Origin of the sequence: Paenibacillus sophorae (assembly GCF_018966525.1) — a bacterium.
In the GTDB taxonomy this organism is placed as follows: Bacteria; Bacillota; Bacilli; order Paenibacillales; family Paenibacillaceae; genus Paenibacillus_AQ; species Paenibacillus_AQ sophorae.
In genome coordinates, this window is record NZ_CP076607.1 from 5,259,779 (window position 1) to 5,275,067 (window position 15,289).

Consider the following 15,289-nt stretch of genomic DNA (forward strand, 5'->3'; position numbering starts at 1 on the left):
AATTCCGCCGGGGAGCGGTCATTTGTTTTTTCTGAAAAGTTATTCTTGAATCTCATGAGATTTTGCTTTATTCTAGTTTTGAAAATAATTTTCTTAATTTTATATATAATATTAAAAATAATTTCAATAACCATACTGAATTTGGAAGGTGGATTCATGACTCCAATCCTGCATGCACTGGAGCACGAGATGTCCAAGCTCTCCCAAATGGAGCGCAAGCTGGCGGAGCGGATTCTGTCCTCCCCCGGCGAGATTGTCCATATGGGCATCACAGAGCTGGCGGAGCAATGCGGTATTAGCGCCGCGACAATCACGCGCTTTTGCAAGGTGTTTCACTTCAAGGGCTTCCCGGATTTCAAGGTGAAGCTGGCGGCTGAAATCGCCCAAAGCGATGCGGCGCCTCAGGAGGGCGGCTCCTCTTATCAGGATATTATGGCGGGCAATCCGCTTTCCGTTATCGTGGAGGCCATGCAGGCGAATCACCTCGCTTCCATCCGCGACACGACGTCGCTGCTCGATATCGGGCGGCTCGAACAGACGGTCGATCTGCTCTGCCGTGCCCGGCGGGTCGATCTGTACGGCATGGCCACCTCGTCGATTGTCGCCCAGGATTTCTATCAAAAGCTGATCCGGATCGGCGTGAACTGCACCGCTTTTGCCGATTCGCATATGCAGATCACTTCGGCGTCCTCCCTTGCGGAGGGGGATGTCGCCTTTGCCATTTCGTACTCCGGGGAGACGCCCGAGACGATTGACGCGCTGCTATGCGCGAAGAACAGCGGCGCGTCTACGATCTCGCTTACCTCATATGGCAGCAGCTCGCTTGCCTCGCTCAGCGGGATTTCTCTTTTTTCCTCCTCTCTTGAAAAAGGAATGCGCAGAGGAGACATGGCGTCGCGGATCGCCCAGCTTCACATTATCGATATTTTATTTACCGGAATGGTCAGCAGACGGTTTGGCGATTATATTCCGAAGCTGGAGCAATCTTACCGGAACGTCCGGCAGTTCCGTCACAAACGGGGAGGTACAGAATAAATGAACATTTTTAAGTTTCAAAACGACGAAGACTTCGTGCAGACGGGGGCCAATCTGGTCGCCAGCCTGCTTCAGAGCAATCCAAAAGCCGTCCTCGGACTCGCCACCGGCAGTTCGCCCATCGGGGTATACGAACGGCTGGTCAAAATGTACCGCAAAGGTCTCGTTAGCTTTGCCAAAGCATCGTCCTATAATCTCGATGAATACGTGGGACTGCCGGTAGATCACCCGGAAAGCTACCGCAGCTTCATGAACAAGCATCTGTTCGACCATGTCGACATCGACCTGTCCCGGACACATGTGCCTGACGGCAACGCCGGTAATCTGGCAGACGAGTGCCTGACCTACGATAAAATGCTGGAAAAAGAAGGGCCTGCCGATTTGCAAATTCTCGGTATAGGAAGCAACGGGCATATCGGCTTTAACGAACCGGACGCCAGCCTGAGCAGCGGAACCCATGTCGTCGATCTGCTGCCGGAAACGCGGGAGGCCAACGCCCGGTTCTTCCCTTCGCTTGCCGATGTTCCCCGGCAGGCGATTACGATGGGCGTCGGCAGTATCCTTAAGGCGCGGCAAATTGTGCTGCTCGTGCGCGGCGCGGAGAAGGCCGAAGCCATCCGAAATGCGGTTAAGGGGCCGATTACGACCCAGTGTCCCGCCTCTTTGCTCCAGAGCCATCCGAATGTCGTCGTACTGCTTGATGAAGGGGCGGGACAATGGCTGAAGTAAATCAGGAAAGTGGACACTTGCTGTATGGCCTAGTGCTGACTCCGGGGGGGATCGCCAGGGACGGGGTCGTCGCGGTGCAGGACGGCATAATTGTATATGCGGGAGCAGCGCGGTGGCTGCCGGAAGCATGTTCAGGCTGGCCGGAAAGCAACCGTGTACAGGACGGCCTGCTTATTCCGGGCTTTGTCGATGTTCATGTTCACGGCGGCGCGGGCCATGATTTTATGTACGCCGACGCCCAGGCGATTACGGAGATTGCCGGATACCATGCCGCTAACGGCACGACAACGATGCTGGCGACAACGATGACCGCCTCCAAAGAAGCGATCGACCGTGCGCTTGGCGAGATCAGCGCCTACCGTTCCATGGAAATGCCTTATGCGCAGTTGGCGGGGGTTCATCTGGAAGGACCTTTTATTAGCCCCAAATGGCCCGGAGCGCAAAATCCGGAGCATATCGTCCCGCCAGACGTTAATTGGCTGATAGAATGGGAAGAGACCTATCCAGGCTTAATTCGGCAGGTTACGCTTGCTCCCGAACGGGAAGGCGCGGCTGAAGTTATTTCTTGGCTGCGCAGACGCAGGATTACAGCCGCCCTCGGCCATACCGACGCCGCTTACGAGCAGGTTATCGCCGCGGCGGACGCGGGTCTTAACCAGGCGGTGCATACATTTAACCAGATGACTCCGCTGCATCACCGCAAGCCCGGAACGGCAGGCGCGGTTCTGTCCGACGAACGGATACGCGCGGAGGTCATCGCGGACGGCATTCACGTTCATCCCGCGGTTATCTCAATTTTGGCACGGCTTAAAGGCCCGGAAGGCCTGATTCTGATTACCGATGCGATGTCGGCTGCAGGCCTCAGCGACGGGGAGTATGCCATCGGCGATTTGCCGGTTAAGGTGCAGGATGGTGTTGCCCGCCTTCGAGACAACCCTGACGCTCTTGCCGGAAGCACGCTTACCATGATCAAGGGCTTCCGTTATCTGATCCAAGAGGCGGGCCTGAGTCTTGAGGATGCCTCCCGGGCCGCGAGTCTGAATCCGGCGATTTCGCTTGGCTTGGAACGAAGCATCGGCTCGCTGGAAGCCGGTAAACGGGCGGATATTCTGCTGCTGGACGGCGCACTTAACCTCCATGGCGTGTGGGTCGGCGGACGCCGCCTGGAACTTTAGGCCATTACTTTAGGCAATTTATGTAGACGGCATTAATGCAGAGGTTCATCCGCCAAGGATGAATCTCTGCGTTTTGCCGTTTCGCATTCTATTAGGGACAATGCCGCTTATCTGTTCATATCGTCCCCGGTGCGGGCTGGAAAGATGCGCTCCGCCATCGTGCGGAATTCATTTACAAAGCCTTGCAGCGGATGGCCGGCTCGCGCCTGTTCGGCATAGCTGTTCACACGCTGAACGAAATCGGGATTGGCCGAGACATATACCCGATTGATCCCCGGGGTATTCTTCTTGACGACATCAGCGATCTTTGCCTTCACTTCTTTGGAAAGCGTATCTTGAACACTTGTCGCTGTAGTTCCCGTGGTCACCCCGTTGCCAGTGAAAATCCCTCCGCGGCCTGTTGGACCAGGTATCGCTGCGCCTGTTCCCGTCAAACTTCTGTTGTTATTAGCAACAGCTCCCGGCATGCTGGTTCCCCGTGTTGGGTAGTGGGTACCGACTCCGGTGCCGTAACCGGTACCGTATCCTGTTCCGTAGCCCATGCTTCCCGGCATTATGTTCGTACCGCGTACGTTGCCGCCTTTTGCCCGCATGCCCCCGGTAACATTATTATCCAGTGTTACAGCTACATAAGCGCTGCGGCCAGCGGTAAGCACATTGGCGGTGCGCACCTCCTTCATGGCAGCCACGCGATCGGCGAGCTTCTGATCCAAATCCAGCCTGTCGATCGTATGCCCTTCCCTGGCCGTATTGACATTCAGGCGACCATCGTTTATTCCCCGTACACCATCATTCACACCCCGTACACCATCATTCATGCGGCCATCTTGTACACTCCGCACGCCATAATTCCCCGCCGTATTCTGGTAGTTTGTACAGCCCGCCATTCCGACCATCCCCAACAGCAGGGCTGCGGAGACGGACAAGCCGATTCTTGATCGCAACATGCATTCACCCTCCACTCGTTATGATTGCTGTGTAACAATCGTTAGGATGGCTTACCTGGGGGCGGGCTATGCTGAAAGGATTTGGCATCCTATATCTCTTTCATCCTCCCAAAGATGTGATCAGATTCCGCAGCGGTGTGCTGTATCGCTCTTTTAACGCCGACACTTCGGCCATAATCCGGTCGTAATGTCTGACTGTGCCCATGCCTTCATGACGCCGGTAACCGGTCAGAGATTGATTCAGCATCGCAGGCGGATATCCATTCAGAACCGCGCGGAACCATAAATCGTAATCATGCGTAAAAGGAAGCGATTCATCGAACAAGCCGATGGCGCCGAACAGTTCCTTTTTGATCATAACTGTGCACCCGTTTACCGGGTTTCCCTGAAGAAAGCAGCGCAGGAAATCAAGCCGATTGTCAAAAACGGCTCCGGCATTAACCTGAACAAGGTGGGATGCGGCATTGATATAGTTGAAGTTAGTGTAAGATATCAGCAGACGGTTCTGCTCCATGAACAGAGACTGGTTTCTAATCTTATCGTGGTAAAAGACATCGTCGGAACTGAGCCAGGCAACATAGTCGCCGGTGGCATGATGAATGCCGTGGTTCAGTGCAGATGCGGTGCCTCCATTGGCTTTCCCCAGATAATGGATATTTGAATGAGAAAGGTAGGGTGCAATTCTGTCGCTGTGTACTGTGGAGCCGTCGTCGACGACAATGATCTCATAAGGAGCCTGGGACTGGGACAACGCGCTCTGAAGCGCCTGCTCAATATACGGGCAGTTATAAAACGGGATAATGACCGACACTTTCGCATTCATGGTGATGCTCCTTTCCGGTTGCTGCGGTAATAATCCAGAATGTCGGCAAGCGAGCGTTCCAACTGCACTTCGGGATGCCAGTTTAAGGCGGAAGCGTGTGCAGGAAAGCAGCCAGACTCCGCCTGACTTTGCGGCGCTCCCTGGCCGGAGGCGCCTGCCGGTTTCTTCGGCGCATCCGAAACGGGGACTTTCTCCGGCTTCTGACCGGACTCCGTTCCCCATTCCACCCGCACATCCGCCCAGGTCAGGCTCAGCATGCGCTCCGCAATCTCCCCCAGACTGCGCGGCTTTCCCGATTCGATCCGGTACACATTGCCCGGCTCTCCCTGCTTCAAGATGCAATCGTACGCGCGGACAGCGTCGCGGACATCAAGGAAATCCCGCTGCGCCTGCCGGGAAGACAGCCGGAACGGCGGCTGGGCGCTTCCCTGCTCGCTGCGGGCGATGTGTCCGGCCAGCAGCGAGCAGAAGCCAGTGGAAGGCCCCGGCCCGATCAGGTTGCAGGGCTCTGCGATCAGCACCTGCTGCCGAAACAGTGTTCCCCAGGACAAGGATACGAGTTCTTCCAGCGTCTTGCTGAGGCTGTATGGATGCGGCGGCGTCTCTCCGGCTCCCGGATTAAACTTTAGCCGCGATCCCGTCACCAGCAGACGGACTTCAGTGCGGGAGCGCAGCGCGTCAAGCAGATATACAGCCGCCATTACATTCGTTTCCAGATATTTGGCCGGGCTCCGCCACGACTCCGGTACCGAATTTTTCCCCGCCAGATGAAGCACTTCACTCGGAGCGGTATCCTCTATCATCTTCTTCACGGCTTCACCGTCGTTCAAATCGCAAATATACGTCCTAACGTCTTCCGGAAACAGAGGTTCCCGGGATTCGTCAGGGACCGTTCTCCGCAGCACGGCGGTTACCTCTGCTCCTTCCGCCGCAAAATAGGCGGCGGCATGGCGGCCCGTAAAGCCGCCGGCGCCGGTAATCAGCAGCTTTCTGCCAGTCATGAATATCGCCGGCTTTGCTGCATCCATTCCGCCAGTTCGGCAAGCATATCCGGGTAGGAAGGCAGACGAAAGACTGCATCTGGACGCGTGCTGACCAAAGTGCGGTCCTGAACATGAACGTCTTCGGGGACAATCTCTGTGTTAGTCTTGTGAAAGGCCTCCTGGATCATCACGAGCAGTTCATATTTGCTGACCGGCTGAGGGTGGGCGAGGTGAATCAGGCCTGAGACCTGCGATTTCAGCAGACAATCAATAGCTTTGGCCAGTTCAAGCGTCGTCACCCCGTTCCACATAACACGGCGGTAACCGGGAACCTTGCCGGACTGCGCCAGGAACCATTCCATGAGCCCGATGCCTGCTTTACGGATTTCCGGCCCGATAATCGACGTGCGGATCGTCAGATGGCCGAAATCGCGAACTTCACCGAGTGCCTTCGTAATTGCGTAAACGGAGGTTCCGTCCGGCACCTCCTCCTCTGTATAGCCGCCGCGCGTTCCTTCGAACACGCAGTCGGTGCTGATGTGGATCAGCCGGGCGGATACGGTGTCGGCGGCCCGCCGCAGACGGTGAGGAAGAAAGCCGTTGATGTGATAGGCGGCGATTTTGTGGTCTTCCGCGGATTGGTTAAGTACGCCCAGCGCGTTAATGATGCAGTGGGGAGAGACGATACTTACCGTTCTCTCCACTGCAGCAATATCGTCCGCATCCAGGATGAGTCCCTGCTGGTCGCTTTTGTCCCGGGTTGTGTGAAATACTTGGTGCTTTCCCTGAAGGCGGAAGTAATCTGCCAGCATATGCCCCGCCATGCCGTTTCCGCCGAGGATCAGCAGCTTCATTACAGGAAACCTCCCCGGATCAGAATGTCCTTGATTTCTTGTTTGGACATCAGATTGTTCCCGGAGCTGAAGCTGCTGAAGGATACCGGCTCGCAAGTTTGATAGCGCAACTTCAGATGAGGCATATTAAGTGTAGGCAATATGATAAGATACTGCTCGTCGTATACTACGGTCGTCAGGCTCTCGAAATCGCTCATCAGAATTTCATTGATTTTTTCCCCGGGGCGGATGCCCGTCTCGATTATTTTTACGTTTTGTCTATCGGAGGCCTCGATGAGCACTTCAGCCAAGTCGACAATCCGGCAGGTCGGCATGGTCATCACGAATATTTCGCCGCCCACACTGACCTCTGAAGCCTTGAACAGCAGGGAAATCGCGTCGCTCAGCGTCAGGAAGAACCGGGTCATGTTGAAATCGGTAATCCGCACTTCACCTTTGTCCCGAATCTGCTTCATGAACAAATGGACGACACTGCCGTTCGTTCCGAGCACATTCCCGCCCCGCACAGTGACGAACTTGGTGCTGGACCCAAGCAGGTTTGCATAGACGATCAGCTTCTCGCCAATGGCTTTGGTCATGCCATAGAAGTTGGACGGATTGGCCGCCTTGTCGGTCGAGATATAAATAACTTTCTCCACCTTGTTTACTATGGCCGCTTCAATGACATTCTGCGTACCTATGACGTTCGTCTTGAGCGCCTCGTAGGGCTGATCCTCACAGACGGGGACATGCTTCAGTGCTGCCAGGTGGAACAAGTAATCCACACCCCGGCATGCTGCAATCAGAGCTTCCTTATCGCGGATATCACCGATGACAAAGCTTAAACGTCTATCCTCGAATTCCCGGCTCATGGCTACCTGGGCGGATTCGCTGCGAGAGAAAATGATAATTTCCTTCGGATTCTGCGGCAGAAGCTGCCGGACCAGCTCATGTCCCCAGGAACCGGTACCGCCGATAACCGCAATCCGTTGATTATTGAACATACAGGTTCCCTCCAAGTAAAAATTTGACTATCTTTTGCGATACATCCGGGTCCAAATAGCCGTCCGGGACTTCCCATTCGCGGCTCATCGAAGTCATCAGCCGGGCGCACCGCAAAATACTTCCGCTGTCTACACCAGATACGACATTGCTTCCGCAGTCTACCGTCTCCGGACGCTCGGTCGTCCGCCGAATCGTCACGGTCGGCACGCCCATCAGACAGCATTCCTCCTGAACGGTGCCGCTGTCCGTGATGGCGCAGCGCGCGTTCTTCTCCAAAGCGACAAAATCGAAAAAACCGAACGGCTCATAAAATTCGACAAGGCTGTTCATTTGCAGCGGAAAGGAATCTATCAGCTTCGACCGGGTACGGGGATGGATGCTGCAAATGAGACGGACTCCGAAGTGCTTGGCAATCAGGTTTAAGCCCTGCATGATCTCCATCAGCGGTTCAGGCTGATCAACATTCTCGGCGCGGTGCGCCGTAACGAGAAAATATTGCCCCGGCACAAGGCCCAGCCGGTTCAGAATATCGCTGGCCGCAATTTGCCGAGCGTAATACGTTATAACCTCATGAATCGGGTTGCCGGTGAGCATGATCCGCGCGTTCGGAATTCCTTCGGCTGTCAAATGCCGCTTGCTTTGCGGCGTATAGGGCATATTGATGGTCGAGACGGCGTCGATAACGCGCCGGTTCTTCTCCTCCGGCACATCCAGATCGTAGCAGCGGTTGCCCGCTTCCATATGAATGACCGGAATGCCCATCCGCTCGGCCAGAATGGCGCACAGCGCGCTGTTCGTATCGCCGAGCAGCAGCACGCGGTCCGGCCGTTCCTTCAGCAGAATCGGCTCCAGCCCTCCGAACATGGCGGCGAGCTGTCCGCCAAGCCCCGCCTGCTTATCCTGAAGCACGTAATCCGGCGCCCGCAACCCCAGTTCCTCGAAGAAAATGCCGCTCAGACTGGCGGTGAAATTCTGGCCCGTATGCACCAGCACATGACTGTCCGCATACTGGTCCAGAAGAGGAATAATTACGCTCAGGCGGATGATTTCGGGGCGCGTGCCCAGAATGGTCATGATTTTCATGCGTTCACTCCCCTGCTTGAATCTATCCCGAATTTCCTTATGAACAATTTCCATCTGTTCATCTCAGCTTCAGTCGGCGGAAAGCTATGCCAGCCGCTGCCGAATGCGGGCTGGACGCAGCCAATCGCAGGCCCGGCGCGCCAGCCCTGGCCTGGCGCTGCTACCGGCGCCGTGCCGCAGCGCTTCGGCGCTTGCGGGATGTCCGCCGCCGGGACGCGCGGCTGGGGCGCTTCGCCCGCCGCGCTCTCCGGGGCGAAGCGGCGCGGCGGGCGAGCCTGCGCCGGAGACGGCCGCGCCGCTTCGATGCGCGGCGTTTGCGCTGTGGCGCCTGCTCGGGCGGCGCGTCTGCGCCCGCGGTTTCGCCGGCGGGCGGCTCCGCCTGGGCCGCTGCGTCCGCCCCGGCCCAGCGGAGGCGCCACGCCTCCGCCAGCCCGCGCAGGCGCTCGCGGTAGGCCGCCGGGCCATAGGCGGCGATGACGCGGCCGCGTGATCGGACGCCGATAGTCGCCGCCAGCACCGGCTGCGCGAGCAGAGCTTCCACGCGCTGCGCGAGCGCTTCGATGTTCTCCGGCGGAACCAGGCCGTCGGTGCCATCTACGGCCCGCATGATCTCGCCCAGTCCGCCGGAATCATAGGCGACGACCGGCTTGCCGAAGGCGAGGCCTTCCATGGCGGTCATGCCAAAGCCCTCGCGGACGAGGCTTGGAACGACCAGCACATCCATGGCGCAGTACGATTCCGAAAGCGATTTCTCATAGCCCGCGAACCGAAAGCGGGAGGACAAACCCTCCAGCTTCATCTTGTGTTTGCAGCGGTTGTAGTAATCCTTGTCGCGCGGTTCACCAATAACTAGGAAACGTGCCTCCGGATGCTGCTTTGCCACAAGTATGGCCATGTGGATGAAATGCTCCAGCCCTTTTTGCGGGATAATAAATGAAGAGATGTAACCGACAAGCCGATGTGCGGGCTTAATACGCAGCTCTCGCCGCCGCTCTCCCCTCAGCTTGCTCCACGCCGCCGTCATCATCTCCTGATCGTCCCACGTAGGCGGAAGCAGCGCGATTTTACTTGCCTGTATTTCCTCTGTAAAAGAAAAAGCCGCCGTCTGTGAAATGCAGATAATTTGGTCGCTGAACCGGTCGATCACATTGATGCTTAGCGGAGTGTGGTCGTTCTCGGTAATGATCTCGCTGATCTTCCATACCACCGGTATGCCCAGCGATTTAGCGGCTATGGCCGGCAGAACGTGTACACAGGTACTCGTTACGATGAAGGCTGGATGCCGCTGGGCCAGCCATGCATGAAGCTCTCTGAACTCCCTGCCTTCCTGAAACGACTTGATGTCCTCTTCGAGTCCCGCATAGGGAGTATACATGCCGTACACAAGCGGAATCGGCAGCAGTTCCACCGAGATTCCGCTGCGGCGGGCCTGACGCGTCAGCTTCCCTTCCTGAGGCGCGACAAGCAGGCAGTCAAAGTAGGAGGACAGTTCCCGGGCGAAGAACAGCAGCAGCTTTTCGGCGCCGGTTATGCTGTTGTCATTGGATACATGGGAAAAAAGGACAACGGCAGCTTTATCAGCCATTGGCGTATTGGCGCTTCCGAACAGATGACTTCGGAGCGACCGCTCACCTCCCTGTTAGGTATGCAATGCCCGGACGTTAGCGGAAACCTCCTGCGGTTCCGCCGCCCGAAAAGAAAGACTCCCCTGTCGCTTTCCAAGGCCACACCCGCAAGAAGTCCCTGCAATGGTCCGAACGTTCATACCGGATTCGCCTTGGCTTATCGTATGAGAGCGGCGGCGGAAGCGGACGGGACAGCCGCCCTCGGCAGGAGCATAAATCGGCAGATCGGGGCGGAAGCGGATATTCATCCGAATATAATGGTTAACAGCTGATTGACCCGCTTCGGATACGTATGATCCCGGAGCGTCCGTTCCAGCCCTTTCAGCGCAATGGCTTGGCGTTCCTCCTCGTTCGCCAGGTAATAACGGATTTTGTCCATCATCTCCTGCGGTGTGCTGAACGTTACAATCTCCTCTCCCGGCTTGTAGAAGGAGGGCAGATCATCCCGGACATCGCTTAGCTGCAGCGTGCCGCTGGCCGCAATCTCGAATGTACGCGGATTCGGCGAAGCCGCCGAAATCGCCAGTGTATTGTTGTTGAATGCATCATCGACATGGGAGCGGTGCAGATTGATTACGATTTTCGAACCGCTGTAAGCAACTGCCGTCTCCTGCGGGGACATCCACTTCCCGATCTCGATCCGGTCTCCATAAAGCTGAGCATCCGGAAGGCGGTCCCACCAGATTCCGTTAATAACCGTATTGAATTCCATCAGCTGCGGCATGATTTCCCGGAAGAAATTGACCCGGTTCCAATACGCGGAACCGATGAAGCTTACGTCACGCGCAATCGGCGTGCGGGAGATCGTGGGGCGGTAATGCGGCCGGTAAGCCGCGAACGGCAAATAATGCACCTCCGTACAACCAAGCTGCCGGTAATATTCGACGCAATTTTGTTCCAGCGTGAATACATAATCGTAGTGATTCACGATGCCCAGCGTGAAATCAGTATAATAAGGATCATCTGTAAGCCAGATCGCCGTACGGATGCCCATTCCCCGGATCTGGTCGATTTGTTCCAGCGGCAGTTCCATTCCGTCGAGCACAAGGACCAAATGCGGCCGCTTGGCGCCAGCCAGTTCTACCAGGTTCTGATGTACATCCGTTGCCGTTACTTCCGCTGTCAGGCTTTGCAACGATGTCAGTACGGCTTCGTCCAGCGGGGAATAGGGGTAGCCTTTGCCGGAACCGACATACATGACATGTATATCGCGTACGGGCAGCGGTTCTTCTGGGCGGCCGTCCAGAATGGCTAAGCGTCCGCGCAAATAGCCTTCGGAATAGCCGTTCTTGAAACCGTTCAGCCTTCCCTCCAGCTTCGCCTGCTCAGCCGGCGTAAGGGGAAGCGGCGGGACCGGAAGAATGAAATCTTTGCTCATCGTACCTCGCTCCTTTATTTAATTAATGTCTCGCTCGCGCCTCGTCGATCACATCAAGCAGCCTTGGCAGCCGAGCCGCAAAGGTATGATTCTGAAGTGTTGTCCGCAGAGCTCTCAAGGCGAAATTCTGCCGCTCCTTCTCGTGTTTCAGATAATATTCAATTTTGGATTCCAGCTCCCCGGGCGAACCGAAGGTCTCCAGGTCATATCCCGGCCGGTAATGTTCCGCCAGATCCTCACGGACATCCGTAATCTGCATCGCGCCGCAAGCGCTGATCTCATAGGTGCGCGGATTGATGGACTTTGCGGGAATCCGGTACGAATTGCGGTTATCCTGTCCCGATTCCCAGGGGCGGTGAATATTGATAACAAGCTTCGCCCCGCTGTAATAATTCGCCGTCTCCTCCGGTGGAATAAAGCCTTTGTGGATGAATGGAGACAGCGTGTCGAATCTCTTCAGCCGCTCCCAGAAACCGCCGACGATAAGCGTACGGTGACGGATTAACATCGGGGCCAGGCGGTCAAACAGCTCGGTCCGGTTAAAAAAAGCATTGCCGATAAAAACGATGTCATAGCAATACTCCGGTCCGATGCGGCGGGGATTGAACATTCCCGGATTAACGCAAAGCGGCAAATAATGCACCGACTCCGCTCCATGAGACCGGTAAAACTCCAGACATCCAAGCTCGTGCGTGAACACATGATCGTAATGCCGGCAAAGAACAGCCGTATCCTCCGTAAAGTAGGGATCGTCGACAAACCAGATAGCGGTGGAAATGCCCCTCCTGCGGATCTCCGCGATCTGCTCCAAATGGTTATCCGGAAATACATGCAGCCCATTCATGACCAGCACCGCTTCCGGAGATTCCCGGGCGGCGGTCTCCAGCATGGCATGCGCCGGGCATACGATCAGCTCGGTGACGAGACCGTTCAGCGCCTCCGATACTCCGGCATCGATCGCATCGAATCCCTGCGGGACATACATCAGTCTTAAGGGACGCTGAACACCTGCCGTACCCGGATTCAGCCGTTTCACAGCTTCGCACAGACCAAGATGGTAGCCCTGTCGGTAGCCGTCACGGTAGCCCTCTTTGCGCTCCTGCTTTATTTTCGCTTTCACAGCCTCACCCTGCCCTGTCGTATTCTGATGACAGTATAGTTATATGCTTCGGAGATATCCGCCTCATGGACACCTGTCCGTTACCTCAATAAATTGGCAGATGCCCTCTGGCAAGAGTACAAGCTGCGCATATAGGCCTGGACTCGGACTTGGACTTCAGGAACTCCTGATGATAGAGTGGAAGATACATGCCCTGAGCCTAAGTCGGGCTCGGAGCAGCCTAGCGGGGAGGAGCATGACAATGGAGAAAGACAAGCTGTATTTACGCCATATGGAGCTGCTTCGGGACAAGGTTCCGTCCTTCCGCTCCTATCCTTTTCACCTGCCGGTGATCCGTTCACTGGAACGGCTGGTATTCAGGAATCCGGTCACTTTCCTGGTGGGAGAGAACGGCAGCGGCAAATCGACTCTGCTGGAGGGGATCGCCGCCGCCTGGGGATTTAATCCGGAAGGGGGGACGCTTAATTTTTCGTTCAATACCCGTTCCTCGCATTCCAGCCTGTATGAATATCTTCGGATCGCCAGAGGGGTCAAACGGCCGAAAGACGGGTTCTTTTTGCGCGCGGAAAGCTACTATAATGTGGCCTCATATATTGACGAGCTCGATGAGCAGCCCTCTCCCGGTCCAAGGCTCAGAGATTCTTACGGGGGCAAATCGCTGCATGAGCAGTCGCATGGCGAATCCTTCTTCGCCGCTTTCATGCACCGGTTCGGCGGACGCGGCCTGTACATCCTGGACGAGCCCGAAGCCGCGCTGTCGCCTCTGCGGCAAATGTCGCTGCTGGCCCGTATGCATCAACTGGTGCGCAGCGACTCGCAGTTCGTCATCGCTACCCACTCGCCGATTCTAATGTCCTATCCGGGGGCGGATATTTGGCTGCTGGAAGGGGAAGGAATCCGGGAAGTTGCCTTGGAGGAGACGGAGCATTACGCAGTGACCAAGGCGTTCATGAATGACCGCGAGGGCATGCTGCGCGAGCTGCTTGGGGAAGAATGAGATTTTACGCGGATTGGTAATGCGCACTTGCGACAATATACAAAAAAGCACGGACCCTAAAAGCCAATGCCTAACAGTTTATTCTATAGTCGCTGATTAACTCCCCATCCAGATTGATATAGCAGCTTTTTTCAATACTCATTCCCCCACGCATGTTTGTGTATTCATCCCTGCATATCCTCTCCATCAATTTGTGTAAAAAAGTCCTATAAAGCGATACAGCAAATCACCGTTCGGGATTTACCATCGGTCGCCTCATAGGATTCATTTTCGTATATACAACTTACTGGGTGTATTACCTTCTCTAAACAGACTTCTGAGCATATCTTTGAGCAAATCTCCAAAGAAGGTCTCACTGTTGGTCGCGGCGGATAGTTCAAGTGCCTTGAGGCAGCTAATTTGAGTGGTTTTCCCGGAGAATAATTCATGCCATCCCGATATTTACGCAGATACATCCCTTACATCAAGATGTTTTCATATAACCGCCTGTAGCAGTCTGTTTGATTGTCTACTCTACAGCTTCCCATTCGGTCTTGAGGGTGTCATTCTACTCACATCCTTGTAGTTCTTTAGATCATTTGATCTGAAAGTTTAGTTATTTGGTTATGAACGTTATTTTCACTTTTCCTAAAATTATATATATATCTAAAAGCACAACCGATAAATTAATTAAAAAATAAATTATTGACATAATATCCCTGTTATATTAATCTAGTCACGTGTTAATTAGAAAAATATTGTATATGAGGATTTATTTTGAAGAAAATTGGAAATATATTGCTGACTGCTATTTTATTATCTGTTTTTAGTTTTAATTTAGCCTTTGCAGATGAAATTTATCCCCATGCAGGGGATGATAGACCTGCTAATGGTACTGGAGATACGACGCCAGCTTTTGCTGGTCCAGCTAGTTCTAAAAATAATGCTGTTAGTCCACAATCTGAACCTGGTACTCATTTAGTAACTGTATTTAGTGAACCTAGCACTATAATAGTTTCAATTTATAACCGAGATTCAACAGGAAAAGAAACGACTTATATTGGAAATACAACAGTTGACTTTGAGACTTATGTAAAAGATGTCTTGCCAAACGAATGGTACGAATCGTGGGGGAGTGATGGACAAGCTGCTCTTGAGGCAGGAGCTTTAGCTGTTAAAACATTTGGCTGGTTTCATGTGATATCTTGGAAAAAAGATCCTAATCATAATGCGAATGTTTCAAATGGGACTAACTCTCAAATGTATAATAAGGGATCTAATCAACCAAATTGTAATACGGCAGTTAATAGTATGGCAAACTATGTAATTGGTAAAGTGACATTTGGTAATGGTACCGCAACTGGCACAATCGTGGAAACACCATATAGAGCAAATCAAACAACGCCCGGGTCAATAATGGGCCAATATGGAACCTATACTGACGCAAAAAATGGATTAAACGCAGCACAAATAGTTGAAAAATGGTATAGTAACCTTGGAGTTGATAAGTGGGCAAAACAGGTGCCTGTCCCTAATTAAAATAAGCAAATAAAAAACAAAAAAAGTTAAAGATTGGA

15 protein-coding genes are annotated in these 15,289 nt (G+C 54.3%); 6 read left to right on the forward strand and 9 right to left on the reverse strand.

What is annotated here, in order from left to right; genetic code table 11:
* Positions 1 to 156: 156 nt before the first annotated feature.
* Genes KP014_RS25450 through nagA form a run of 3 tightly spaced genes read left to right on the forward strand, consistent with a single transcriptional unit; the run spans position 157 to position 2,939 of the window.
* The gene (locus KP014_RS25450) at positions 157 to 1,035 is read left to right on the forward strand and encodes a MurR/RpiR family transcriptional regulator (protein ID WP_036590437.1); all 879 of its coding nucleotides are present in this window, start codon (positions 157 to 159) and stop codon (positions 1,033 to 1,035) included.
* Entirely contained in the window at positions 1,036 to 1,764 is a 729-nt protein-coding gene (gene nagB, locus KP014_RS25455; RefSeq protein ID WP_036590439.1) for a glucosamine-6-phosphate deaminase, read from the forward strand. It begins immediately after the preceding gene.
* Positions 1,752 to 2,939, forward strand: coding sequence for an N-acetylglucosamine-6-phosphate deacetylase (gene nagA, locus KP014_RS25460; protein ID WP_090834292.1), 1,188 nt, complete (start codon positions 1,752 to 1,754; stop codon positions 2,937 to 2,939). The genes nagB and nagA overlap by 13 nt, the downstream gene beginning before the upstream one ends.
* 107 nt (positions 2,940 to 3,046) lie before the next feature.
* Here nagA and KP014_RS25465 read toward each other — a convergent pair whose 3' ends face one another.
* The 7 genes from KP014_RS25465 to KP014_RS25495 form a co-directional block, all read right to left on the reverse strand.
* A complete protein-coding gene (locus KP014_RS25465) occupies positions 3,047 to 3,886 on the reverse strand; it encodes a YhcN/YlaJ family sporulation lipoprotein (RefSeq protein ID WP_051499215.1) in 840 nt (279 codons plus the stop codon).
* 100 nt (positions 3,887 to 3,986) lie between these two features.
* Entirely contained in the window at positions 3,987 to 4,709 is a 723-nt protein-coding gene (locus KP014_RS25470) for a glycosyltransferase (protein WP_036587228.1), read from the reverse strand.
* Positions 4,706 to 5,710 (reverse strand): NAD-dependent epimerase/dehydratase family protein, encoded by a 1,005-nt coding sequence (locus KP014_RS25475; protein WP_090834291.1) that lies wholly within the window; start codon positions 5,708 to 5,710, stop codon positions 4,706 to 4,708. Before KP014_RS25475 ends, KP014_RS25470 begins: the two co-directional genes overlap by 4 nt.
* A complete protein-coding gene (locus KP014_RS25480; RefSeq protein WP_090834290.1) occupies positions 5,707 to 6,546 on the reverse strand; it encodes a dTDP-4-dehydrorhamnose reductase family protein in 840 nt (279 codons plus the stop codon). Before KP014_RS25480 ends, KP014_RS25475 begins: the two co-directional genes overlap by 4 nt.
* Complete coding sequence (locus tag KP014_RS25485; RefSeq protein ID WP_036598297.1) at positions 6,546 to 7,529, reverse strand: polysaccharide biosynthesis protein; 984 nt, start codon at positions 7,527 to 7,529, stop codon at positions 6,546 to 6,548. The genes KP014_RS25480 and KP014_RS25485 overlap by 1 nt, the downstream gene beginning before the upstream one ends.
* Complete coding sequence (gene wecB, locus KP014_RS25490; RefSeq protein ID WP_036598295.1) at positions 7,519 to 8,613, reverse strand: non-hydrolyzing UDP-N-acetylglucosamine 2-epimerase; 1,095 nt, start codon at positions 8,611 to 8,613, stop codon at positions 7,519 to 7,521. Before wecB ends, KP014_RS25485 begins: the two co-directional genes overlap by 11 nt.
* Positions 8,614 to 8,773: 160 nt before the next feature.
* Entirely contained in the window at positions 8,774 to 10,198 is a 1,425-nt protein-coding gene (locus tag KP014_RS25495; protein WP_090834289.1) for a glycosyltransferase family 4 protein, read from the reverse strand.
* Between KP014_RS25495 and KP014_RS25500 the strand changes: the two genes are divergently transcribed.
* Complete coding sequence (locus KP014_RS25500; RefSeq protein ID WP_139210607.1) at positions 10,163 to 10,510, forward strand: hypothetical protein; 348 nt, start codon at positions 10,163 to 10,165, stop codon at positions 10,508 to 10,510. The genes KP014_RS25495 and KP014_RS25500 overlap by 36 nt on opposite strands.
* Here the strand turns inward: KP014_RS25500 and KP014_RS25505 are convergent.
* The gene (locus KP014_RS25505; protein ID WP_036604704.1) at positions 10,483 to 11,616 is read right to left on the reverse strand and encodes a CgeB family protein; all 1,134 of its coding nucleotides are present in this window, start codon (positions 11,614 to 11,616) and stop codon (positions 10,483 to 10,485) included. The genes KP014_RS25500 and KP014_RS25505 overlap by 28 nt on opposite strands.
* A gap of 22 nt (positions 11,617 to 11,638) precedes the next feature.
* The gene (locus KP014_RS25510; protein WP_036604706.1) at positions 11,639 to 12,736 is read right to left on the reverse strand and encodes a glycosyltransferase family protein; all 1,098 of its coding nucleotides are present in this window, start codon (positions 12,734 to 12,736) and stop codon (positions 11,639 to 11,641) included.
* Between the two features lie 235 nt (positions 12,737 to 12,971).
* On the opposite strand from KP014_RS25510, the gene KP014_RS25515 reads away from it, so the two are divergent.
* Positions 12,972 to 13,733 carry an AAA family ATPase gene (locus KP014_RS25515; RefSeq protein ID WP_090834288.1) on the forward strand — a complete coding sequence of 254 codons (762 nt, stop codon included), beginning with the start codon at positions 12,972 to 12,974 and terminating at the stop codon, positions 13,731 to 13,733.
* A gap of 756 nt (positions 13,734 to 14,489) precedes the next feature.
* On the forward strand, positions 14,490 to 15,251 hold the full coding sequence (locus KP014_RS25520; RefSeq protein WP_051500675.1) for a SpoIID/LytB domain-containing protein: 762 nt from the start codon (positions 14,490 to 14,492) through the stop codon (positions 15,249 to 15,251).
* The last annotated feature ends 38 nt before the right edge of the window (positions 15,252 to 15,289 follow it).

Coding starts and splice junctions, on each gene's coding strand:
- KP014_RS25450 (WP_036590437.1), top strand. CDS start 157: ATGACTCCAATCCTGCATGCACTGGAGCACGAGATGTCCAAGCTCTCC.
- nagB (WP_036590439.1), top strand. CDS start 1,036: ATGAACATTTTTAAGTTTCAAAACGACGAAGACTTCGTGCAGACGGGG.
- nagA (WP_090834292.1), top strand. CDS start 1,752: ATGGCTGAAGTAAATCAGGAAAGTGGACACTTGCTGTATGGCCTAGTG.
- KP014_RS25465 (WP_051499215.1), bottom strand. CDS start 3,886: ATGTTGCGATCAAGAATCGGCTTGTCCGTCTCCGCAGCCCTGCTGTTG.
- KP014_RS25470 (WP_036587228.1), bottom strand. CDS start 4,709: ATGAATGCGAAAGTGTCGGTCATTATCCCGTTTTATAACTGCCCGTAT.
- KP014_RS25475 (WP_090834291.1), bottom strand. CDS start 5,710: ATGACTGGCAGAAAGCTGCTGATTACCGGCGCCGGCGGCTTTACGGGC.
- KP014_RS25480 (WP_090834290.1), bottom strand. CDS start 6,546: ATGAAGCTGCTGATCCTCGGCGGAAACGGCATGGCGGGGCATATGCTG.
- KP014_RS25485 (WP_036598297.1), bottom strand. CDS start 7,529: ATGTTCAATAATCAACGGATTGCGGTTATCGGCGGTACCGGTTCCTGG.
- wecB (WP_036598295.1), bottom strand. CDS start 8,613: ATGAAAATCATGACCATTCTGGGCACGCGCCCCGAAATCATCCGCCTG.
- KP014_RS25500 (WP_139210607.1), top strand. CDS start 10,163: ATGGGAAAAAAGGACAACGGCAGCTTTATCAGCCATTGGCGTATTGGC.
- KP014_RS25495 (WP_090834289.1), bottom strand. CDS start 10,198: ATGGCTGATAAAGCTGCCGTTGTCCTTTTTTCCCATGTATCCAATGAC.
- KP014_RS25505 (WP_036604704.1), bottom strand. CDS start 11,616: ATGAGCAAAGATTTCATTCTTCCGGTCCCGCCGCTTCCCCTTACGCCG.
- KP014_RS25515 (WP_090834288.1), top strand. CDS start 12,972: ATGACAATGGAGAAAGACAAGCTGTATTTACGCCATATGGAGCTGCTT.